At 37.1% G+C, this 22734-nt stretch carries 16 protein-coding genes; 1 reads left to right on the top strand and 15 read right to left on the bottom strand.

The window, feature by feature from the left end:
• The first annotated feature begins 7 nt into the window (after positions 1–7).
• Positions 8–886, top strand: coding sequence for an NAD(P)H-binding protein (locus tag C1634_RS20865; protein WP_109739071.1), 879 nt, complete (start codon positions 8–10; stop codon positions 884–886).
• A 157-nt stretch (positions 887–1043) separates the two neighbouring features.
• On the opposite strand, the gene C1634_RS20860 is transcribed toward C1634_RS20865, so the two are convergent.
• The 15 genes from C1634_RS20860 to rpoB form a co-directional block, all read right to left on the bottom strand.
• The gene (locus tag C1634_RS20860) at positions 1044–2327 is read right to left on the bottom strand and encodes an alkaline phosphatase family protein (RefSeq protein ID WP_109739070.1); all 1284 of its coding nucleotides are present in this window, start codon (positions 2325–2327) and stop codon (positions 1044–1046) included.
• A 109-nt stretch (positions 2328–2436) separates the two neighbouring features.
• A complete protein-coding gene (locus C1634_RS20855) occupies positions 2437–3282 on the bottom strand; it encodes a GNAT family N-acetyltransferase (protein ID WP_109739069.1) in 846 nt (281 codons plus the stop codon).
• A gap of 183 nt (positions 3283–3465) precedes the next feature.
• The gene (locus tag C1634_RS20850) at positions 3466–4224 is read right to left on the bottom strand and encodes a T9SS type A sorting domain-containing protein (protein ID WP_103233284.1); all 759 of its coding nucleotides are present in this window, start codon (positions 4222–4224) and stop codon (positions 3466–3468) included.
• A gap of 1 nt (position 4225) precedes the next feature.
• A complete protein-coding gene (locus tag C1634_RS20845) occupies positions 4226–4750 on the bottom strand; it encodes an ankyrin repeat domain-containing protein (protein WP_103233283.1) in 525 nt (174 codons plus the stop codon).
• Positions 4747–5292: a YceI family protein gene (locus C1634_RS20840; RefSeq protein WP_103233291.1), complete on the bottom strand. Its 546-nt coding sequence runs from the start codon at positions 5290–5292 to the stop codon at positions 4747–4749. Before C1634_RS20840 ends, C1634_RS20845 begins: the two co-directional genes overlap by 4 nt.
• Before the next feature lie 10 nt (positions 5293–5302).
• Positions 5303–5650, bottom strand: a complete 348-nt coding sequence (locus tag C1634_RS20835) for a hypothetical protein (protein WP_228410126.1) — start codon at positions 5648–5650, stop codon at positions 5303–5305.
• A 1-nt stretch (position 5651) separates the two neighbouring features.
• Positions 5652–6494, bottom strand: coding sequence for a DUF5777 family beta-barrel protein (locus C1634_RS20830; protein WP_103233281.1), 843 nt, complete (start codon positions 6492–6494; stop codon positions 5652–5654).
• Positions 6495–6620: 126 nt separating this feature from the next.
• A complete protein-coding gene (locus C1634_RS20825; RefSeq protein WP_103233280.1) occupies positions 6621–7271 on the bottom strand; it encodes a Crp/Fnr family transcriptional regulator in 651 nt (216 codons plus the stop codon).
• A gap of 202 nt (positions 7272–7473) precedes the next feature.
• Positions 7474–9630, bottom strand: coding sequence for a TonB-dependent receptor (locus C1634_RS20820; protein ID WP_103233279.1), 2157 nt, complete (start codon positions 9628–9630; stop codon positions 7474–7476).
• A 35-nt stretch (positions 9631–9665) separates the two neighbouring features.
• Entirely contained in the window at positions 9666–10184 is a 519-nt protein-coding gene (locus C1634_RS20815) for a hypothetical protein (protein ID WP_103233278.1), read from the bottom strand.
• Positions 10185–10231: 47 nt separating this feature from the next.
• On the bottom strand, positions 10232–10702 hold the full coding sequence (locus tag C1634_RS20810) for a hypothetical protein (protein ID WP_123921536.1): 471 nt from the start codon (positions 10700–10702) through the stop codon (positions 10232–10234).
• Between the two features lie 3 nt (positions 10703–10705).
• Entirely contained in the window at positions 10706–13543 is a 2838-nt protein-coding gene (locus C1634_RS20805) for a T9SS type A sorting domain-containing protein (RefSeq protein ID WP_103233276.1), read from the bottom strand.
• A 252-nt stretch (positions 13544–13795) separates the two neighbouring features.
• The gene (locus C1634_RS20800) at positions 13796–14101 is read right to left on the bottom strand and encodes a DUF3467 domain-containing protein (protein ID WP_002976436.1); all 306 of its coding nucleotides are present in this window, start codon (positions 14099–14101) and stop codon (positions 13796–13798) included.
• A gap of 87 nt (positions 14102–14188) precedes the next feature.
• Positions 14189–18454, bottom strand: coding sequence for a DNA-directed RNA polymerase subunit beta' (rpoC, locus tag C1634_RS20795; RefSeq protein WP_109739067.1), 4266 nt, complete (start codon positions 18452–18454; stop codon positions 14189–14191).
• 83 nt (positions 18455–18537) lie between these two features.
• Positions 18538–22359, bottom strand: coding sequence for a DNA-directed RNA polymerase subunit beta (gene rpoB / locus C1634_RS20790; protein ID WP_103233641.1), 3822 nt, complete (start codon positions 22357–22359; stop codon positions 18538–18540).
• Between the last annotated feature and the right edge of the window lie 375 nt (positions 22360–22734).

The following is a 22734-nucleotide window of genomic DNA, read 5'->3' as shown; positions in this document are numbered from 1 at the left end:
TTTACCTATGAAAATTATAATCACAGGATCATTAGGAAATGTAGCCAAACCATTAGCACAACAATTAGTTGCAGAAGGACATGATATTATCGTTATAAGCAGCAGCGATGCAAGAAAACAGGATATTGAGTCTCTGGGAGCAACGCCGGCCATAGGGTCTATCACAGACGTTCAGTTTTTAACTCAAACATTTGAAGGAGCAGATGCTGTTTTTGTAATGACTCCTCCAGCGATCAGTCCGGATAAGATTGTGGAAAACACGACCAATGCAGGAAAAAATTATGCTGAAGCTTTAAAAAATGCCCATGTAAAAAGAGCGGTTATGCTTAGCAGTGTAGGTGCTGAATCTCCAGTTGAAAACGGTCCGATTGCCGGTCTTCATAATATTGAAAAAATATACAATGAAGTAGAAAATACCGCTTTTACTTTTTTAAGAGCCGGGTATTTCTATAATAACTTTTTCAATGATATTCCATTAATTCAGAATGCGGGCATTATTGGAAGTAATTATTCTGCAGGTATTGAAGTACCGGTAGTACACCCTACTGATATTGCCAAAGCTGCTGCTGAAGAACTTGTGAAAGCCCAAAATAATAACAGCATCAGATATATTGTGAGTGATGTACGAAAAGCTTCTGATTTTGCTAAAGTTTTAGGAACCTCAGTCAATAAGCCGGAACTTCCATGGGTGGAATTTTCTGATGAAGAAGCCCTAAACGGAATGCTGCAGGCCGGACTTCCAAAGGATATGGCAGAACTGTATGTTGAAATGGGTAGAGGAATAAGAACTGGAGTTGTACAAAAGGACTTTATTGATCATGGTTCTCTTGTAACAGGAAATGTTAAGTTAGAAGATTTTGCAAAGGAGTTTTCTTCTCGATTTTAAATTCTTTTGTCTTGAAATCGAAGATTCGACTTTGTCAAACAAAGGAATCAAAAGTTCAAGACTGGAATCAAAATGCTAAGTCAGTTATAAAACTAGTTTCGGCGCACCTTTGGTGCGCCGAAACTTATATTACCATATTATCTTTTTACTCTTCAGACTATTTCTGTTCTTTCAGAGTTTCTTTTAATACTTTCAGTTTTCCATCAATAGGCTGATCAATTTTTAATCCTAAAATTTCTGCAACCAAAGGATAAACATTAATATTAGCGAATTCACTGATGACCAGATTATTTTTAAATTCCGGTCCCCAGGCAAAGAAAGTAGCTTTCATTTCCGGAACAACTTTAGGATTGTATCCATGTTTTCCAACGGATGACTTTTTACCTTTTTCCAGGAATATTTTCGGAGCTTTCGGGATCAGAAGAATCTGTCCTATTCTGTTGTATTGATCGTCTCTTGTTGCAAAGTGCAGATATTTAGGAAGTTTTTTATCCAAATATACTTCGTAGTCATCTGTTTTACTTGCTTTCAGTTGTTTGTAAACCGCCTTTACCTCATCAGGATTTTTAACGTAAACTCTTAACAAAGTCTGGGAATTATAAAAGTCAAATCTATTTTTATCCAAAAGAACAGCTGGGATTTCCAAAGGTACACCTCCGTCTACTTTGATCATTCCGTGATCGGAAACAAAAATAAAGTTGACATTTTTTAAGCCTAATCCATCTACTTTTTGAACAAGATCGCCAATTGCCTGATCGATCAGATGAACAGCATCTTCTGTTTCTTTGGTATCGGGGCCGTAATGATGCCCGCTTCCATCCACTTCCGGGAAATATAATGAAATAAAATGCGGTCTCTTATCTTCCGGTAATTTCAGCCAGTTGACTACTTTTTCTACTTTTTCGGAAGGTTTGAATTTTTCGTGATAAGGATAATAATAAGTAGGTCTCATTCCTCCGGCATCACTTGCAGATCCTACCCACATTAAAGAAGCTGATACCATTCCTTGTTTTTCAGCGAGCCCCCAAAGTGGAGTTCCCCCATACCAGCTGCCGTCTTCAGCATTTTTCTTATTGCTCATCGCATAAGTTTCCTTCCTCTTGTAATCATAGAAAAAGTTATCAATCAAACCATGATGAGAAGGGTAAAGTCCGGTGATCAAGCTCCAGTGATTGGGAAATGTAATACTTGGATAGCTGGGAATCATTGCTTCTGCTTTTACTCCACCATTAGCAAGCTTCAACAGGTTTTCAGCATTATATTTTTGAGCATAATCATAACGGAAACCATCTGTAGATATCATAATCACATAAGGTTTAGACTGTGCTTCCGTACTGTTTTGTCTACCCGGTATAACGACCTGGGCTGTATCAACATTTACCTGTTGCGCAAAAGCCGTAAAGGAAATGAGCAGCAGTAAAAAATGGATTCCTCGCTTCATTATTTAAAAATTTTCAGCAAAGTTACATCCTATACTTCTCCCTGAAAAGTTTAAGAGATTAAAAGTATATTAAAACCTCTTATTTTTTTCGAATCAAAATTAATATCTGTTAAATAGGTCTTTTCATTTCAAATTGTGACAGCCAATTGTTGAGGCCAATCTTTTCACTGAGAAACTTACTAATGTTTTCTGAGGAGTCATCCACATTGTTCAGGGCTATAGGCTGCCCGTTATTTTTTTGTAAGATAGCATTGAAAAGCATGGTGCCAATTCCCTGATTTCTATAATTCTTATCAACAGCAATCTGATATATTTTTTTTGATGCAGGACCGTAGATGATATAGCCAACCAATCTTTCACCATCATAAGCTCCCAGCGTTACATAATGTTCGGGCATGGGTTCCAATACAAAAACAGATCCCTGCCAGGAAGGTTCAATATCCCAGAATGAACATAATTTCTCCCATTGAAAGTCTTTCAGTTCCTGGATAGAAACCTCAGCATTTTCTTTTCCTTTATTAATATTTCCATTAAAGCAAAGCAGTCTTCGAACAATCGTGAAGCCTAAATTTTCATAGGCTCTGATTGCATTTTGATTTCCTTCAATCACTTCAAGCAGTAATACATGGGCATTTCTTTCTTTCAATATAGGAATGATAAAGTCATACATTTTCCTCACCAATCCCTTGCCTCTGCTTTCCGGAATGACACCGGTACCTCCATTGTAAATCGTTTTCTCGCCATTTTCAATTTTTTCAGCCTGAAGAATAAAGCTTACCAACCGCCCTTCCTCAAATGCTCCGACAGAGATATTCATATCCAGTTTTTCAGCTGCAATTTTTGAAATAAGGACCTCTTTTGTTAAATGAAAAGGAACAATATAATCAGAAAACGAATGGTTGAACACAGATAAAATTTCATCTATACTTGTACTTGCTAATGTTTTGAACTCCATTGATATTTTAAATTATCAGATTAAAAATCACCATCCTAATAACACGATCTTCTTTCCAATCCGGGTATACACAAATATATGGATTTTACAGCAATCCCCCTAGAATAGCTACTTTAAGAAAAAATGATACCCCTGAAAAATCAGAGGTATACATTGCTAAATATTTAAGGTGTATTAAAAAAATTACTCTTTAATCAGTTTTTCGTAAGATGTAGTTCCATCTTTAAGCTGAATTTCAATATAATAGCTTCCTGTCTTCAGATCTTCAACACTGATGTTTTCTCCATCCGGTCTTATTGACTTCACTTTTCTTCCAGTGGCTTCATAGATATCAATGGATTTTATCTTATCCGCGTTTTTGAAATTCACTGTTGTTTTCGCTGGATTTGGATAAAGATTTACCTTCTTGCTATTGGCAGCAATTTCATTGGTTGATAAAGTAGCGGCAGCCATTGTTAATGACGCATATCCTCTTCCTATATCATGATAACCAATCCCTGTCCCTGTTTTTCTTGAATAAAAGATGTTGATTGTTCCGGCTGCGTTCGCAATAGCAAAATCTCCCGCTCCTCCGGAAAGTGATCTTGTTGCCACCACCGTTCTTGTAGATCCAGATATGGTATTGGAAGTTTCTGTCCAGTCTTGAGAACCATCAACGTTAGGTGTTGTCATTCCAATAAATGTATAATCTCTGTTAGTAGATGAATTATAAATAAATCCATCTGAGCCTGAAGCCATCCCACCCAGATTTACCCCATTTCCTCCAAAACCTATTCCCAACATAGAGTTACTGTCTCCTGTTACTGTAAGCGTTACTCCTGTTGGAGTCGTGTCTAATTTCACCGTCATGGCTGTTGCCGGTAAATTTACCGTTCCTGACGAAAACTGTGCCCAGGCAAAATTTGCCAGTGCTAAACTAAGTGCTAGTAGAGTTTTTTTCATATCAATTTTTTAAAAGATTAATAATTTCCTTGTTGTTGGTTTGTAATGCATATTCAAAAGGAGTCATTCCCATTGAGTCTTTTTTTGTTTTATCTGCTTTATATTTGAGCAGCTGTTCTATCAGTTCCTTATTTCCAGATTTTACAGCCCAGAATAAAGGAGTGTATCCTGTAGCATCTGCAATATTGGGATCTGCTTTTTTCTTCAATAGATGTTCTACCAGATCTTTGTTGTATTTTATGGCAAGACCTGCCAGTGCCGTTCCTTCACGGCTTTTATAGTTTACATCTTTCACGTTGTCGATCAAAAAATCAGCAACACTTGTATTTCCTCTGTAGCAAGCTAAAATAAGTGGGGAAAATCCATTCTCATTAGTTTGGTTAATGATATCCGGGTTTTGTTTCATCAGTTCCTGTACTTCAGTAACTGTTCCGCTTCTGGCAACATCAAATATTGATTTCGCCTTTTCCTGACCCAATAGCAATGAGCTCAGAAATAGTCCTAATACCAAGATTATGTTTTTCATTGTTTTACCATTACGTAGTTGTATTCAATATTGACATTTTCAGCTACTTTCTTGGTTACCATTTTAGGGATGGTCACTTTATAGTCTACGGGTCTCGCTACAAAACCACCCTGCATATAGATTTTACCATCTTTTGCATATAGAGTTGCTGCAGAAGTAATGGCTTTGTCTACTCCGTGAAAATTAAGAGTTCCCTGAACTGTATATTTTTGAGGGCTTGTGCTCAGCTTTGTTTTATCAAAGTTGATGATTTTCCCTTTGAAAGTTGTTTTCGGATATTTTGCAGATTCGGCATAACTTTCATTAAAATGTTCTTCCATTAATTTTGTTTTAAAATGAAAGTTTTTAACGGTTGAAACTGATGCCATTTCACCGTTGTCTGCATTTAAAATCACAACATTCGTGTCATCCTGAGCAAAAATATTATCAAACAGGGGTACAGAAGCTTCAAAAGTAAGTTTCCCTGTTTTAGAGCTGTATTTTTGTGCTGAAGCGTACCCTGCAGAAAGGAGTAATACGCTTAATAATGTTAGTTTTTTCATATCAATTTTTTTAATTTTCATTTAATCCGTCAGCTTTCCATTTGATGAAAATATTGATCTGGGCTGCAGACAGCGAGCCACCCTGCGGCATTTTTCCGGGATCACCGTTTGGTCTTTGGATACGGTCCAGAATTCCGTCTATGTTATTTTTTACCTGATTATAAGTAACCAGAGGTTTGAAGCTTCCTGCAGAATGGCAGCCTATACAGCTGTTATCTATAATTGGTTTCACCTCTGCAGTGTAATTTACAGGTGCTGTGATGGGTGTATTATCAGAAATCTCTTCATAAGTTCTGCTATCACAAGCCGTCAGTATGATTGCTGACGATACTATTAATAAGGATGTTAGCTTTTTCATATTAAAAAACTCTATAAAGATTAAACCCAAAGAAAATATGCCCTTTTCCCCATGCCCCTGTGGCATTGGTAAGATATCCGATATCGGAGTTTATCTGGGAGTTCGTGAGTAAAAGCTGGAAAACATGTCCTCCTGTTTCTATATCCATCCCCAATGACAGAGGGTTTTTATAAAAACTGTGATCATCAAAATTCACAAAGTATTCTGCATTCAGAGAAACTCTTTTTGAAATTTTATAACGTCCTCCCAAACCTGCCAAAAACTGGTTTTTGTTTTCAATGGTAGGTTCGTAAAGGTTTTTATGAACAAAGGAAGGAGTAAGCTGTAACGAGAACTTATCGCTGAACCTTCTTGAGATTAATGCCTGTGTAAGATAAGAAAGCCTGTCACTGAACTTAAGGTGCGGATAAGTATCTTTACCCAATTCTGTATTGGCAGCCATTACATTATAGCCTACAATATCTACAGGAAAGCTTTCGTTTTGTTTTACCAGTCTGTATTTCACTGCTCCTTCAAACGTTTTCATATTCGTTTCTCTGGAAAGACTTACTGATACAGCATCTGAAACGCCATAGATAACGCCTAATTTAGTTGAGGCATGATCCAGACCAAAAAAGTCTTTAAATCCGGCACTTATATCTCCAAATCTATGGGCTACGATGATGTACCATTCTTTTTTGGCAGCCAGTTTTGTGGATTGCCCTGTAACAATCTGAAGGGCTTTGAAAGCGGGTTGTGAAGTTTCTGTATTGGTTTTCACCGTGTCAATATCTTTCAACAGATCTTCCTGTGCAAAGGCAAGACCTGAAGAAAATATTGACAAAAATAAGAGAGTTTTTGTCATATACAATTTAGATTAAATTATTGCTATGACAAACTTATTGAGTTCTCAATTCATAAACAGGTGATAAAAGTCACCAAAGAAATTGTTTTTATCAATTAAGAAGATAAACTTTCCAAACAAATAAAATTAGTCAACTCTAACATTTTCATTTACAGGAACTTTTATTCCTTCTTTCGTCTGAACAATTTCACCTTCGCTTTCAATTTTTTTCAAAACCCGGCTTACCACTTCTCTGGAAGTTCCCAAACTACTGGCAATTTCACGATGGGTTATCTTAATAGGATTATTTCCGGTAGATGAAATCTGCTGGTTAATATAATTCAGAACCCTTTTATCCAATCTGTGGAATACGGCATCATTCACCATACTCATCACTTCTGAAAACCTCCGGTCGTATTCATGGTAAAACACTTTATTGATCTCAGGAAATTTTATCAGCCATTCATGCATTATAGAAACAGGAATCAAAACAGCTTCTGAATCTTCTTCTGCTATGGCATACACTCTGCTGATATAGTCTGTCAGAATGGAAGAAAAGGTCATAAGACAGCTATCTTTTGGCTTAATATAATAGTAGATCAATTCTCTTCCATCATTAAGAGTAAAAACCTTGATAGAGCCTTTTATTAAGAAGGGAACAAATTTATTTTTCTGCCCCTCCCTTATGATTTCAGTTTTTGCTTTTATATCTATTGCAACCGCATGCTTTTCCAGTTCAGTTAAAAAATCAGAACCTAAAAAGCCAAATTTACTTACAGCGAACGAGTTATCAATCATATCTTATATTTTCTAATTTTTCTAAAACAAAGATATAAAATTGCCATATCGTTATTATATTTTTTTATTTTATTAAATAAAATTAACAATTAGATAAATTCAATCTTCATTTCTTTATTTCGGAACTGAGGATATAAAAAATACCCTGATAAAAACCAGGGTATTTTAATTTTAAAACTGCTTTATAGGTAATAAAATATTTTTAGAATCTGTATTTAACATTGAATCCGTAAAAGAAATAGGCTTTTCCAGGTCCTGGATTAAGATCTGTAGTGACTCCTTTAGGATAACCATTTCCCGCATCGGAATCATTGATGCTATTTCCTAAGAACAGGAAGGTATAATTGATCTGGCTGGTAAGATTATTCCCCATTACATATAAATCAAGATCAAAATTATTGAAAGATTTTTTAAATCCTAGCTTGGAATTAAGAAGTCCGAAACCTTTTACGAGATTTGCATTATTAAAATCAGAATACACATTTCCAAGATAATTATAGGTATTCACAAGATAGAATCCTGGCTTGGTAAAGATATCCAATCCTATGGCGTATTTGTTTCTTGGAACTCCTACTACTGTTTTGTGATCGTAAGTATCCTTTCTTCCTCCGACAATTGTTGTAAAATCTTTGTACTTCGCATCATAATAAGAAAGATTTACAAATGGAACAATTCTTTCGATAAATGAATTATCCGTTCTGTACTGATATCCAACACTCAACTCAAATCCTGTATTTTTTTGGCTTCCGGTATTGGTCCAATAGGTTTGTCCCGGGGTAGTACTGTTAGGAATTACAAGCTGCGTAAGTTTATCCGAGTAATCGATTCTGAATGCAGAAATACGGTAATCTAATTTTGTATTCAGTAAAAGCCCATGCACACTGAAGTCTACCATTCTTGCGCGTTCAGGTTTTAAATCATCATTCACGGTATTGGTTGCAGTTATAAATGAAGAAGCTGCGGTAGGAGAATTATATCCTTCGCTGTAGCTTAGATTAAAGATCTGGTGTTTCCATTCCTTCTGTAGTGCAAAGTGAGGGGTATATGCCATTTCATACTTTTTGCTGAACGACTGGTCCTTACGGCCGGCGATCAAACCTGGCAATGCATAAAGATCTGTTCTGTCATAATTGGTTCTATTCCCACTCACACCTGCCAGTAATGTAAGCCCCCAAGGTTTGTAAGTAAGATAATCGATCACAAAGTAGGTGGATTGATTGTTATTGTATTTAAAGTATGAAGCACCACTCATCCCTGTCGTTTGTAAAGGTTCTGTTTCAGAACCTGTAAATCTATAGCTTGAGGTAGTAGATCCTGAATTTTGTATTTCGGCTCCAAAATCTAAACGGTTTTCAAAATCTTTAAACTCATTCTTTAATGTAAAAGTGGAACGCAACCCTACATTCGGGGCACTTGTAATTCCATATGCTCCTGCTGAGACACTTTCGGTATTGGCGTTGTAATAAAATAGAGTCGTATAGTTTCTTAAGTTTGAAGTAAGACTTACGGTATTACTCAATCCTACTCTTGTGGATTTTATTTTCGTCCCTGAATTTTTTCGGATATAAGCAGGATTCCCATTATCAATACCCGCATAATAGTCATCATATGAGATCTGTCCTGAGGTATGTTCATAGGAATAAGCCTGGCTTGCAAAGAAACTTAACTGGTCTTTTTTGCTTAGTTTTACTGTACCATTTACATTGAAGAAGTTTTTCAATCCTCCTCCATTAGGTCTGTATCCGTCTGTTTCAAGATGTCCGTATGCAGCACTTATTGAATAGTTATCGTCTGCAACATTCAACTGTGTTCTTGACTGAAAGGTTTTGAAAGCACCAAACATTGCATTTTCTGAAACGGATGCTCCTTTTGTAAAATCAGGACGGGTATAGAAACGAACAGCTCCACCTACACCACCTCCATACATCGTTGCAGCGGGGCCTTTGATGACTTCGACATTTGTTACGTAAGCAAAATCTACATCATCCAGAATTGTGACCCCTTCGGCATTTGTTAAAGGCATATTATTCCAGTATGCTTTTACTCCCCAGTTATTAAATTTCTGGTCATTTCCATATCCTCTCAGTACGAGTCTCTGGCCTCCGAAATTCGTTCGTTTGTCCACCTGAAGTCCAGGCATCGTAGATAAGGTCTGATCTATTGCTGCAGGATTATTTCTGTTAAGATCTTCTTCAGAAAGGGTTTCTACAGATTGTGCATGTCTTTTGAATTCTGCACGTTCCTGTTTAATCTTTTTTCTTCCAAGGATATTGACCTCATCAATTGATCCGTCCTGTGTTTGCTGACCATGTGCAATTGCACAGCCCAACAAAGCTGCTATGCATATATATTTTTTCATTATTTAAGTTTATTACCATTAATATTATTTTCACTTTATAATAAATCTCTTTCCGGAGGAGGAATAATAATGGCTAAATAATGAGTGTTTTCCTGTTGATTATAATATTTGAATATTGTTTCTAAGAAATGATTTGAGAAAAAGCATAATCCTTTCTTTTCAAAAATGGCAAAAAAGCCAGGGATCTTAAACATACTTTTATTGTGGCCGGGAAGATCAATCTGTAATTTTAAGCAAGTTTTTTTACCAGCAAGTTTTTTCGAAAAGTCTAATAAAGAATTGATGATAATATCTTTCCGATCCATATAACAGAAAAAATATTTCTTTCCATTGATGATACTGACTTTGATGATATCATAGGAAAAACCATTAAGGGTAAATTCTTTTTCTTCTTTCCATTCTGCTTCTTTAAGATCTTTTTCTGTAAAAAATATGGTTTCTGATTTTTTGAAATTACTCTGTACAATACTACATTGTGTCTTTTCATACAGTTCTTTTTTGACATGAGAAATAACAGAATACATCACATTACTGAATAATATGATTACCGGCATACAAAGAAAAATAAAGAGTAATTTTTTATTCAAAGAATGACAGATATTTAAGGGGCAGGCTCTTCAGACGATTCTACAGAAGTAAATTTTGAAATATTTATTTTGTAAAGTGTTTGAGATCCTTTTATAGTATATTCTATCCAATTATCTTTTGGATTTAGTTTTTGGGCAACAGTATTTTCTATAGGCGACCCTGCCGGTGCATCTTCAAGAACCTTAGTATCTTCATTATTTTTATAGGGAAGACTACCTTTTACTGTTATTGTATTTCCTACATTATTTTGAACAAATGGAATGTAATTTCCTTCTGCTCTCAACATTTTTACAGTAATGACACTGTTACTTTTCTTTTTCAGTTTAATTGTGTACACCGCTCCTCTTACTCCAGCTCTTCCCCCTACCCATTCTGTTTTTTCAGCAGAGATTACAACTACTGTCTTATCCTGATATAAAGAGGATACCGGCATCCCGCAGGAAGCCAGCATCCAAAATACTATTAAATATAATTGATTATTCATTTTCTAATCATCATCACCGCCAGTACGTCCCAATACCAGGAAGTTGCCACTATATACGATTTCACCTTTAGACTCGGCTTTCAGTATATAATTTCCAGGTATCATCTTCTGTCCAAACTCTTCATCAGACTTTACATTTTTCTTGCTATATACCAATCTGCCTGATCCATCCACAATGCTTATATCCACGCTACTGTATTTATTAGTATCAAATCTCAGATGAGAAATTCCCTTGGAAGGGTTTGGATATATAATGTTCAAATCCTTTTTAGATTTGGTGTCTGTTGTTGACAAAGTAGTTACAGTATTCTGCGTTGTCCATGCTCCTCTACCGTAAGTGGAAACCAAAACAGTCTTGGTTGCAGGTCTGTAATCTAAATTGGTAATTCTCACATTTCCTATATTTCCTGTTACTGAAGACCATTCAGGAGTTAAAGAAAGGAAGTTTGTAGTACCCCATACTCCCATTTCTGTTCCTACTAATACCTCATTTGGATCATCTGGATTTCTGAGTACAGTTCTTACTGGCATATCAGGAAGGTTTCCTTCTTTGTTCTGCCAAGTTGTTCCACCATCCGTAGAATAGAAAACACTGGTGAGATTATAGTTGGAGAAAGTGGTAATGATTTCATTCTCATTGGCTCCGAATTCTATATCAGAAACGGTTCCTGTTATTGGTGAAGTTAATAAGGTTGAGGCAGGTGTTGCAGTGTTGGCATTTGTCACTTTAAAGATTCTTCCCAGGTTGGTTCCTACAAAGAGTGTTGTAGAAGCAGTGGTGTAAGGAGATACCTTCATCCATGAAATCTGCTCATTTGTTTGTGCAGTTCCCACCGTCACTGTATTATTGGTAAATGATGTAGCAGTAGCAGAAAGACCGGATGTTCTGAAAAGCGTAAGCCCAGAACGGTAAGAATAGAAAACATCATTTAATCTGTCTAATGCTATCTCATTCACAAAGTGTCCCAAGTTCCTGTTAGCACTTGTAGAGATAAGGTAATATGAGTTGTTTGTCAATAAATAATGGCTATTGTAAACATAACTTGCAATTTCATAGTTATCCTGATCATCATATTCAGTATACATTCCGTCTCCACCTGTAGCAGACTGAGCGGTCAGGAAATTATTAGCCTGTGGCACTCCATAAAGCCACCATGAACCATTATCCTGTGCTCCGGCTAATAATTCTTCATCTGCCGGAGTTTTTGTCGGGTTCAGCATAGCAGAATAAAACTGTGTTACATTATATCGGGTATTTCTTGCAGCAAATCCTCCAACTGATCCAATAGTGGCTTTATTTGCGGCATAATAGATTCCTCCATCATTTCCAAACAACATTTGGCCTGTAGCATAGTTATTATAAGGATTGAATACGATTTCGTGCTGATCGGCATGTACCGTTGAAACCTGTAAAGCAGCCATGTTATTGTTATTGGACCACTTTGATATCTGTGTCCAGTTTGCTCCTCCATTGGTAGATTTATACAAGTCGATACCACCGATATACAGTGTATTATCAGCCTGAGGATCTGTCTCAATAATCAGATCATAAAAAGACTGCCCTCTTGTAAAATCATTAGCTGGAATACTTGTATCAGTTGCAGTAGGTAATGTTATAACAGGAGCTGCGTCATTTGTTGCCTGCCAGGTTGTTCCGCCATCTGTAGATTTTGCAATTCTAATAGGCTCTGAAGTAGTAGCTCCCTGCATAAATGCATACACTTTGTTGGCATCTGTTTTAGAAAGGGCAAAATTTACTCTTGCACCAGTGTTTCCAACATTGTAAACCTGATTAAAGGTATTACCGTCTGTCGATTTGAAAATTCGACCGCCTGAATCTATGTTTGAAAATCTTGATGTTCTGGTAGAAACCCATACTGCGTTATCTGCTCCTATTTCTATCTGCTGAATAGAATATCCTGTTGTGCTGGTTGTACCGGTAGTTGTATTGAGAGCAAGTAAATTATTGTTTTTTGTAAATGTTGTACCGCCATCTGTAGATTTGTATAATCCGGCCTGGCTTAATCCCTGCCATCCGTCGTTAAATGAGATTCCTACATAGGAACCGCTTACTCCTGCATATACTTCAGAAACACCGTTATTATTTCTTACTTTGATATCATTAATATAAAAGTTTCCATTTCTTACTCCTGAAGAAGAATAAGTAACTGGTATGGTAAAAATCTGAGTCCACGTTGCTCCCCCATTAGTAGATTTCCATATCCCCGACCCTACAGCATCAGCGGTTGGAGCTTCCCCTGTTCCTGCATAAAAAATTTGTGGGTTATTTGGGTCGTAAGTAATACTCGAAATGGAAGTATTTGCCCAGAATGTACTCAATGGCTGCCATTCATTAGTAGCCACGGAAGGATCCTGATTTACCCAAAGCCCTCCTGAAACACTTCCTGCAAAAACTCTTTTACCAGTAGAATCATTTGGATCGTACATTATTGCCCTTGTTCTTCCCCCTACACTGTAAGGACCTCTTTCAATCCACGGTTCATTTACTATTTTACCAGTAGTAGAGGTATTGTGATTGGAAATAAAAGATATTGGCTGTGATGCCTGGTATTTTCCTGTTAAGATATCCTCGTTTACCTTTGCCAGTCCTTCAAAGTTGGTTCTCCCTGTAACAGGATCCATGGTTCTCTTGTAATCCTCTTCATTGTATAAATTAGGAGGTATTCCTGCTGCTTTTGCAATTTTATGGGCTTTTTTAAGGTCCTTCTCATATTTTGCGTAAAGCTCTTGTAAGTGTTTCTGACTCTCCTTAAGCGTATTTTGCTTTTGTGCATATACATGCATACAGAGTAAGACAGCTGCAATAGGATAAATTTTCATTCCATTCAATTTTTTACAAATTTACCAAGAACAACAACACTTTTAGATCAAATAAAATAAATTATTTTTAATTTATAATAAGAATTAACAAAAATACCATAAATAAAACAATACACATTTATTTGTATTATTTTAAAAAAAAATTATGAATTATGAAAATAAAACAAAAAAGGAACAGATTGGTGAATTAATACTCATAAAAAAATGCCCTGGTAAAAACCAGGGCATTCTTATTTTATTGTAAAAGAAATCTTACGCTTGAACGTTGTTTCCTCCTAATACGAAAGGCTCAACTTCTTTGATTTCTCCGAACTGCTGCTCGTAATTAGCGATGTTCTGCTGAAGAGCGTTTAATACTCTTTTAGCGTGAAGTGGAGCAAGAATAACTCTTGATCTTACTTTAGCTTGCTGAACACCTGGCATCAACTGAATAAAGTCTACTACAAATTCAGATGGAGAGTGGTTTACTAAAGCTAAGTTAGCATAGATACCAGCAGCTACCATTTCGTTTAATTCGATGTTGATGTTTCCGTCTTGTGGATTTTGATTGTTGTCCATTGTTATAAATTATGTTTTTAAAATTCGAAATTTGAGATTGTGAAAATATAAAAATAAATTCAAACCCCAAATTTCAAATCATTAATTTTAGTTAAGGTCTTCGAATTCTTTCTTAGAACCTACAATAACATTCTGATATTCTTTAAGACCTGTACCTGCAGGGATTCTGTGTCCTACAATTACATTTTCTTTAAGACCACCTAGGGCATCTACCTTACCAGCAACTGCTGCTTCGTTAAGAACCTTAGTTGTTTCCTGGAATGATGCTGCAGACATGAATGACTTAGTCTGAAGAGCTGCTCTTGTAATACCTTGTAGTACAGGCGTTGCTGTAGCAGGTAAAGCTTCTCTTACTTCAACTAAAGCCTGATCTTCACGCTTCAACTTAGAGTTTTCGTCTCTTAATTCTCTTGCAGTAATCATCTGACCTGGTTTGAATTCTTTAGAATCACCAGCTTCTACTACTACTTTAAGACCGAATACTCTGTTGTTTTCTTCTAGGAAGTCATATTTATGTTCAAGAGCTCCTTCAAGGAATTGAGTATCACCTCCATCTACGATAGATACTTTCGTCATCATCTGTCTTACGATAATTTCGAAGTGCTTGTCGTCGATTTTTACCCCCTGTAGACGGTAAACTTCCTGAATCTCATTTACTAAGTATTCCTGAACCGCAGTTGGTCCTTTGATCTTCAAGATGTCGTCTGGAGTCACTGAACCGTCAGAAAGTGGAGAACCAGCTCTTACGAAGTCATTCTCCTGAACCAAGATCTGGTTAGAAAGTTTTACCAAGTAAATTTTTCTTTCTCCAGTTTTAGCTTCTACGATCAATTCACGGTTACCTCTCTTAATTTTTCCGTAAGAAACTACCCCGTCGATTTCAGTAACAACCGCTGGGTTTGAAGGGTTTCTTGCTTCGAATAATTCGGTAACTCTCGGAAGACCTCCGGTGATATCCCCTGTCTTTGCAGCTTTTCTTGGGATCTTGATTAAAACTTTACCTGCTTTAATTTTTTCACCATCGTTTACCATTAAGTGGGCTCCTACCGGTAAGTTGTAAGCTTTCTGCTCAACACCTTTAGAGTCTACCACCTTCAAGGTAGGTACGGCTTTCTTATTTCTAGATTCAGAGATTACTTTCTCTTCGAATCCTGTTTGTTCGTCAATTTCAAGTTGGAATGAAATACCCTGGATGATATCTTCATATTCTACTTTACCAGCAGTTTCTGCAATGATAACCGCGTTATACGGATCCCACTTACAGATGATATCTCCTTTTTTCACTTTATCACCTGGTTTTACAGATAATATAGCACCATAAGGTACGTTAGCGATCATTAATGGAGTTTTAGTCTCATTCTCAGCTACCAATCTGAATTCCGTTGTACGTGACACTACTACTTCTGCAGTGTTACCGTTTTCGTCTTCAGAAGTAATTGTTCTTACTTCATCCAATTCAACGATACCGTCTCTTCTAGCAACAATAGATGGGTTTTCGGAAACGTTTGTTGAAACCCCTCCCTGGTGGAAAGTTCTCAATGTTAACTGAGTTCCCGGTTCACCAATTGACTGAGCGGCAATTACCCCTACAGCTTCACCCATATGGATCACCTTACCTGTTGCCAAGTTTCTACCGTAACATTTTGCACAGATTCCTTTCTTAGCCTCACAAGTTAACGGTGAACGAACTTCAACCGCTTCTAGTCCAGCTTCTTCAATTCTCTTAGCTAATGCTTCGATGATTACCTGATCTGCAGTCGCAATTAGCTCATCAGTTTCAGGATCATAGATATTATGAAGAGATACTCTACCTAAGATTCTTTCAGAAATCTTTTCAACGATCTCGTCATTTTTCTTAAGTGCAGTAACTTCTGTACCTCTTAGAGTTCCACAGTCGTCTTCTGTAACGATAACGTCCTGTGCAACGTCTACCAATCTTCTCGTTAAGTAACCAGCATCGGCTGTCTTAAGAGCGGTATCCGCAAGACCCTTACGAGCACCGTGGGTAGAGATAAAGTACTCTAGAATCGAAAGACCTTCCTTAAAGTTTGCAAGGATCGGGTTTTCGATAATCTCCGCTCCGGTAGAACCGGCTTTTTGCGGTTTTGCCATCAAACCTCTCATCCCTGATAACTGACGGATCTGTTCTTTAGAACCCCTCGCTCCAGAGTCAAGCATCATGTATACAGAATTGAATCCACCTTGGTCAACTTTCATTCTGCTCATGATCATTTCAGTTAATCCAGCGTTGGTATTTGTCCAAACGTCGATTACCTGGTTATAACGTTCTGTATCTGTAATTAGACCCATGTTATAGTTGGCTCTAATTTCGTCTACTGTTTCAATAGAAGTAGCAATCATTTGCTTTTTCTCAACAGGAACTACAATATCCCCAAGTGAGAACGAAAGACCTCCTTTGAATGCGTTTGAATACCCTAGGTCTTTCATTGCATCCAAGAACTTCACAGTTGTAGGGAAATCCGTATCAGCAAGAATCTTACCGATAACGTTTCTCAATGATTTCTTCGTAAGAAGTTCATTGATATATCCTGACTGCTTAGGAACGATCTGGTTAAATAAGATTCTACCAACAGAAGTTTCAGTTAATTTCGTAGTGATTTCACCGTTTTCTTTGATTGGAAGTCTACATCTTACCTTAGCATTTAAAGAAACTCTACCTTCAGCATAAGCGATTTCCGCTTCCTCAGGAGAATAGAATGCAAGACCTTCCCCTTTTACTTTCATATCTTCTGTAGAGCTCAATTCTTTAGTCATGAAATAAAGACCAAGAACCATGTCCTGAGAAGGTACCGTAATTGGAGAACCGTTTGCAGGGTTCAAGATATTTTGAGAACCTAACATCAATAACTGAGCTTCAAGGATCGCTTCTGGTCCTAACGGTAAGTGTACCGCCATCTGGTCACCATCGAAATCGGCGTTGAATGCTGTTGTTACTAACGGGTGTAGCTGGATTGCCTTACCTTCGATCATCTTAGGTTGGAAAGCCTGAATACCTAGTCTGTGAAGCGTAGGTGCTCTGTTCAGTAGAACAGGGTGACCTTTCATCACGTTTTCAAGGATATCATATACTACAGGTTCTTTTCTGTCGATAATTCTCTTTGCAGATTTCACAGTTTTTACAATCCCTCTTTCAATTAGTTTTCTAATGATAAATGGTTTGTACAATTCAGCTGCCATATCTTTAGGAATACCACATTCGTGAAGCTGTAAGTTTGGACCTACAACAATTACGGAACGCGCCGAGTAATCTACCCTTTTCCCTAGTAAGTTCTGACGGAAACGACCTTGCTTACCTTTCAATGAATCTGAAAGTGATTTCAATGGTCTGTTTGATTCAGATTTTACTGCAGAAGATTTTCTTGTGTTATCGAATAATGAATCTACTGATTCCTGAAGCATACGCTTCTCGTTTCTCAAGATTACTTCAGGAGCTTTGATCTCCAATAATCTCTTCAAACGGTTATTTCTGATAATAACTCTTCTATAAAGGTCATTCAAGTCGGAAGTTGCGAAACGTCCTCCATCCAATGGAACCAATGGTCTTAGTTCTGGTGGGATAACAGGAAGTACACGCATAATCATCCACTCTGGTCTGTTGATCATTCTTGTATTAGCACCTCTTAATGCTTCTACAACGTTCAATCTTTTTAGAGCTTCTGTTCTTCTTTGCTTAGAACCTTCGTTGTGAGCTTTGTGTCTCAAGTCGAAAGACAATGCATCAAGATCGATTCTTTTTAATAGATCTTCAACAGCCTCAGCACCCATTCTGGCGATGAATTTGTTTGGATCAGAATCATCAAGATATTGGTTTTCTACAGGAAGGGTATCCATGATGTCAAGGTACTCTTCTTCTGTAAGGAATTCCATATTTTCAAAATCAGAACCGTCTAATTTTTTAGCAATACCCTGCTGAATCACTACATATCTTTCGTAGTAGATGATCATGTCTAATTTCTTAGAAGGAATTCCTAAAAGGTAACCGATTTTGTTTGGTAAAGAACGGAAATACCAGATATGAGCAATAGGAACAACCAAACCAATATGTCCGATTCTTTCTCTTCTTACTTTTTTCTCGGTAACTTCTACACCACAACGGTCACAAACGATCCCTTTGTAACGAATTCTCTTGTATTTACCACAAGCACATTCGTAATCCTTTACAGGACCAAAGATTTTCTCACAGAATAACCCGTCTCTTTCCGGTTTGTGAGTTCTGTAGTTAATAGTTTCCGGTTTTAAAACCTCCCCTCTTGAGTCTTGCAAAATAGACTCCGGTGAAGCTAAACCGATGGTTATTTTATTAAATCTACTTGATTTATTTTTATTTGACATTATTTAGATTTTAGATTTTGGATTATAAATTTTGGATTATAGAATTCTGAACTGATTCAAAATTCAACATTCAAAATTTAAAATTATTCCTCAAGTCTTACGTCAAGTCCAAGTCCTTGTAACTCGTGAAGTAATACGTTGAATGATTCTGGAATACCTGGTTCAGGCATAGATTCACCTTTTGCAATTGCTTCATAAGTTTTTGCTCTACCAATCACGTCATCAGACTTCACAGTCAGGATTTCTCTAAGGATATTCGATGCACCGAATGCTTCAAGTGCCCAAACCTCCATCTCTCCGAATCTCTGACCTCCGAACTGAGCTTTACCTCCTAACGGCTGTTGAGTAATCAATGAGTAAGGACCAATAGAACGTGCGTGCATCTTATCATCAACCATGTGTCCTAGTTTCAACATGTAGATAATACCTACTGTAGCAGCCTGAGTAAATCTTTCTCCAGTACCTCCATCATAAAGGTGAGTGTGACCGAATTTAGGAACTCCTGCTTTCTCAGTATATTCAGTGATCTGATCAAGAGTAGCTCCGTCGAAGATCGGCGTAGCGAACTTCATACCCAGCTTCTGACCAGCCCATCCAAGAACTGTTTCATAAATCTGACCGATGTTCATACGAGAAGGTACCCCTAGTGGATTCAATACGATATCTACTGGTGTTCCGTCTTCAAGGAATGGCATATCTTCTTCACGAACGATTCTTGAAACGATACCTTTGTTACCGTGACGTCCTGCCATTTTATCTCCTACATTCAGTTTACGTTTCTTAGCGATGTAAACTTTAGCCAACTTCATGATCCCTGCAGGAAGCTCATCTCCGATTGAAATTGCAAATTTCTCACGGTTTTTAACTCCTTGGATATCGTTATATTTGATTTTGTAATTGTGAATCAATTGTTTGATCAATTCATTCTTGTCAGCGTCAACTGTCCAGTCTGCACCACTAACGTTTACATAATCTTCAACTGAAGTCAATAATTTGTGAGTGAATTTTACCCCTTTACCGATAATTTCCTCATCAAGGTCATTTTGTACCCCTTGAGAAGTTTTACCGCTTACCAGTGTATTTAATTTTTCAATTAAAGTATTTCTTAACTCATCAAATTTAGCCTTGTAAGTGTTTTCAATTTCTTCAAGTCTAAGTTTTTCTTCAGTTCTTTTCTTTTTGTCTTTGATGTTTCTTGAGAACAATTTCTTGTTGATCACCACCCCTCTTAATGAAGAGTCTGCTTTCAATGAAGCATCTTTTACATCACCAGCTTTATCACCGAAGATTGCTCTCAAAAGTTTTTCTTCAGGAGTCGGATCAGATTCACCTTTTGGAGTAATTTTACCAATCATGATATCTCCAGGCTTCACTTCAGCACCGATTCTGATCATACCGTTCTCGTCAAGATCTTTAGTAGCTTCTTCAGAAACGTTTGGAATATCTGCTGTAAGCTCTTCCATACCTAGTTTGGTATCACGAACTTCAAGAGAGTACTCATCTACGTGGATTGAAGTAAACCAGTCTTCACGTACAACTTTTTCGTTGATTACGATTGCATCCTCAAAGTTGTAACCTTTCCAAGGCATGAACGCTACCACTAAGTTTCTACCAAGAGCCAATTCTCCTTTTTCAGTAGCATAACCGTCGCAAAGTACTTGTCCTTTCTCTACTACATCCCCTACTCTTACGTTTGGTCTTAGTGTGATCGTTGTACTCTGGTTAGTTTTTCTAAACTTAGTAAGTTTATATGTTTTAGTAGCAGACTCGAATTGTACTAAATCTTCGTCTTCGCTTCTTTCATATTTAATAATAATTCTGTCAGCATCTACGTACTCTACAGTACCTGTACCTTCAGCGTTAATTAAGATTCTTGAATCTCTTGCAACTTGCTGCTCAAGCCCTGTACCAACGATTGGAGCTTGTGGCTTCAATAGAGGAACGGCCTGACGCATCATGTTAGATCCCATCAATGCACGGTTCGCATCATCATGCTCCAAGAATGGAATTAATGAAGCGGAAATACCAGAGATCTGGTTTGGTGCAACATCGATAAGGTTAACCTGAGCTGGTTCAACTACCGGGTAGTCACCATCTAATCTTGCAATAATTCTATCTGTTAAGAAATCACCGTTATCGCTCAATTCAACGTTTGCCTGAGCAATTACTTTGTCTTCTTCGTCTTCTGCATTCAGATAGATAGGATCTGCATTAAGCTCAATCTTACCACCTTCTACTTTTCTATACGGAGTTTCGATGAAACCTAGTCTGTTGATTTTTGCATAGATCCCTAGAGATGAAATCAAACCGATGTTTGGTCCTTCCGGAGTTTCAATCGGACAAATTCTTCCGTAGTGAGTATGGTGAACGTCACGAACCTCGAAACCTGCTCTTTCTCTTGATAAACCACCAGGCCCTAGTGCAGATAATCTTCTCTTGTGAGTGATCTCTGATAGAGGGTTGGTTTGGTCCATGAACTGAGAAAGCTGGTTGGTACCAAAGAACGAGTTGATTACAGATGTTAAAGTCTTAGCATTTACAAGATCAAGCGGAGTAAAGATTTCGTTATCTCTAACGTTCATTCTTTCCTTGATTGTTCTTGCAATTCTTGAAAGACCTACCCCGAACTGTCCTGCTAATTGCTCACCAACAGTTTTAATTCTTCTGTTTGATAAGTGGTCAATATCATCAACATCAGTTTTTGAGTTTACTAACTCAATTAAGTGTCTTACAATCGCAATGATATCTTCTTTTGTAAGAACTTCAGTGGTAGTTGGGATGTTTAGGCTTAACTTTTTGTTTAGTCTGTAACGTCCTACTTCACCTAAAGAGTATCTCTGCTCAGAGAAGAATAATTTTTCAATGATTCCTCTTGCAGTTTCCTCATCGGGTGGATCTGCATTTCTTAACTGACGATAAATGTACTCTACCGCTTCTTTTTCAGAGTTAGTAGGGTCTTTTTGTAATGTATTCTGGATGATAGAGAATTCGTTGCTGTTTTCTTTGTGAATCAGGATAGATTTCACACCAGCATCCAAGATAAGATCTAAATGTTCTTTTTCAAGAATAGTTTCTCTATCTAAGATGATTTCGTTTCTTTCGATAGAAACTACTTCACCTGTATCTTCGTCTACGAAATCTTCGAACCAAGTGTTCAATACTCTCGCAGCCAATGTTCTCCCTTCTACTTTTTTAAGGGCAGCTTTAGAAACTTTCACTTCTTCAGCAAGGTCAAAGATCTGAAGGATGTCCTTGTCAGATTCGTACCCGATTGCTCTTAATAAAGTTGTTAATGGTAATTTTTTCTTACGGTCGATATACGCGTACATTACGCTATTGATATCTGTTGTAAATTCCATCCAAGATCCTTTGAAAGGGATAATTCTTGAATAGTATAGTTTGGTTCCATTCGCGTGGTAAGTTTGTCCGAAGAATACACCAGGTGAACGGTGAAGCTGCGTAACAATAACTCTCTCTGCACCATTGATGATGAAAGAACCACTTGGCGTCATGTAAGGAACCGGACCTAGATATACGTCCTGAACCACAGTTTGGAAATCTTCGTGTTCCGGGTCAGTACAATACAACTTAAGTCTAGCTTTTAGAGGAACTGAATAAGTAAGTCCTCTTTCCACACACTCATCGATTGAATAACGTGGAGAATCTACCAGATAGTCTAAGAATTCTAATACGAATTGGTTTCTTGAATCCGTAATTGGGAAATTCTCTTGGAAAGTCTTGTAAAGAGCTTCTGTCTTTCTGGCTTCAGGAAGTGTATCAAGCTGGAAAAATTCTCTGAAAGACTGGATTTGGATATCCAAAAAGTCAGGAGTGATAATTTTTCCTTTCGCTGATGAGAAATTAATTCTCGGATTTCCTTGAGTTGTTGATTTTGTTTTACTCATAAAACTTTTAAGAAAGGGTTAAAAAATATTTTGATTTATTAAAAAAATATCAGGAGAGAAAAAGTGAAAAGAAGCTGTAAAAAGAAAAAGTAATGAAAATTTTGGCGCAATTATCGGTCTTTGTTCTTTATTCTAAGTTCTTTAGATCTTTTATCTGATTCCTAACTGCAACACTGGTATATCTTTTCACAGTGTAATGCAAAATATTTTTACTACTTTTGAGGCTGTATCACCGCAATATCTATATATACGAAATCCCCTTCATGTTTTCACAATGAAAGAGTTGATTTTCAATATTTTATAAATTTACAAACAATTTTCCGCGCCAAAAGAGGGGCAAAGATACAAAAATTCATCCACAATAACAAATAAATC

This window comes from Chryseobacterium viscerum, assembly GCF_002899945.2.
Taxonomy (GTDB): Bacteria; Bacteroidota; Bacteroidia; order Flavobacteriales; family Weeksellaceae; genus Chryseobacterium; species Chryseobacterium viscerum.
Note: the sequence above shows the minus strand (reverse complement) of the source record. Positions and strands in the feature narration are given on the sequence as shown.

Excerpts from the sequence above, each read along its gene's own strand:
- C1634_RS20865 (WP_109739071.1), top strand. The coding sequence starts at position 8 with ATGAAAATTATAATCACAGGATCATTAGGAAATGTAGCCAAACCATTA.
- C1634_RS20860 (WP_109739070.1), bottom strand. The coding sequence starts at position 2,327 with ATGAAGCGAGGAATCCATTTTTTACTGCTGCTCATTTCCTTTACGGCT.
- C1634_RS20855 (WP_109739069.1), bottom strand. The coding sequence starts at position 3,282 with ATGGAGTTCAAAACATTAGCAAGTACAAGTATAGATGAAATTTTATCT.
- C1634_RS20850 (WP_103233284.1), bottom strand. The coding sequence starts at position 4,224 with ATGAAAAAAACTCTACTAGCACTTAGTTTAGCACTGGCAAATTTTGCC.
- C1634_RS20845 (WP_103233283.1), bottom strand. The coding sequence starts at position 4,750 with ATGAAAAACATAATCTTGGTATTAGGACTATTTCTGAGCTCATTGCTA.
- C1634_RS20840 (WP_103233291.1), bottom strand. The coding sequence starts at position 5,292 with ATGAAAAAACTAACATTATTAAGCGTATTACTCCTTTCTGCAGGGTAC.
- C1634_RS20835 (WP_228410126.1), bottom strand. The coding sequence starts at position 5,650 with ATGAAAAAGCTAACATCCTTATTAATAGTATCGTCAGCAATCATACTG.
- C1634_RS20830 (WP_103233281.1), bottom strand. The coding sequence starts at position 6,494 with ATGACAAAAACTCTCTTATTTTTGTCAATATTTTCTTCAGGTCTTGCC.
- C1634_RS20825 (WP_103233280.1), bottom strand. The coding sequence starts at position 7,271 with ATGATTGATAACTCGTTCGCTGTAAGTAAATTTGGCTTTTTAGGTTCT.
- C1634_RS20820 (WP_103233279.1), bottom strand. The coding sequence starts at position 9,630 with ATGAAAAAATATATATGCATAGCAGCTTTGTTGGGCTGTGCAATTGCA.
- C1634_RS20815 (WP_103233278.1), bottom strand. The coding sequence starts at position 10,184 with ATGCCGGTAATCATATTATTCAGTAATGTGATGTATTCTGTTATTTCT.
- C1634_RS20810 (WP_123921536.1), bottom strand. The coding sequence starts at position 10,702 with ATGAATAATCAATTATATTTAATAGTATTTTGGATGCTGGCTTCCTGC.
- C1634_RS20805 (WP_103233276.1), bottom strand. The coding sequence starts at position 13,543 with ATGAAAATTTATCCTATTGCAGCTGTCTTACTCTGTATGCATGTATAT.
- C1634_RS20800 (WP_002976436.1), bottom strand. The coding sequence starts at position 14,101 with ATGGACAACAATCAAAATCCACAAGACGGAAACATCAACATCGAATTA.
- rpoC (WP_109739067.1), bottom strand. The coding sequence starts at position 18,454 with ATGTCAAATAAAAATAAATCAAGTAGATTTAATAAAATAACCATCGGT.
- rpoB (WP_103233641.1), bottom strand. The coding sequence starts at position 22,359 with ATGAGTAAAACAAAATCAACAACTCAAGGAAATCCGAGAATTAATTTC.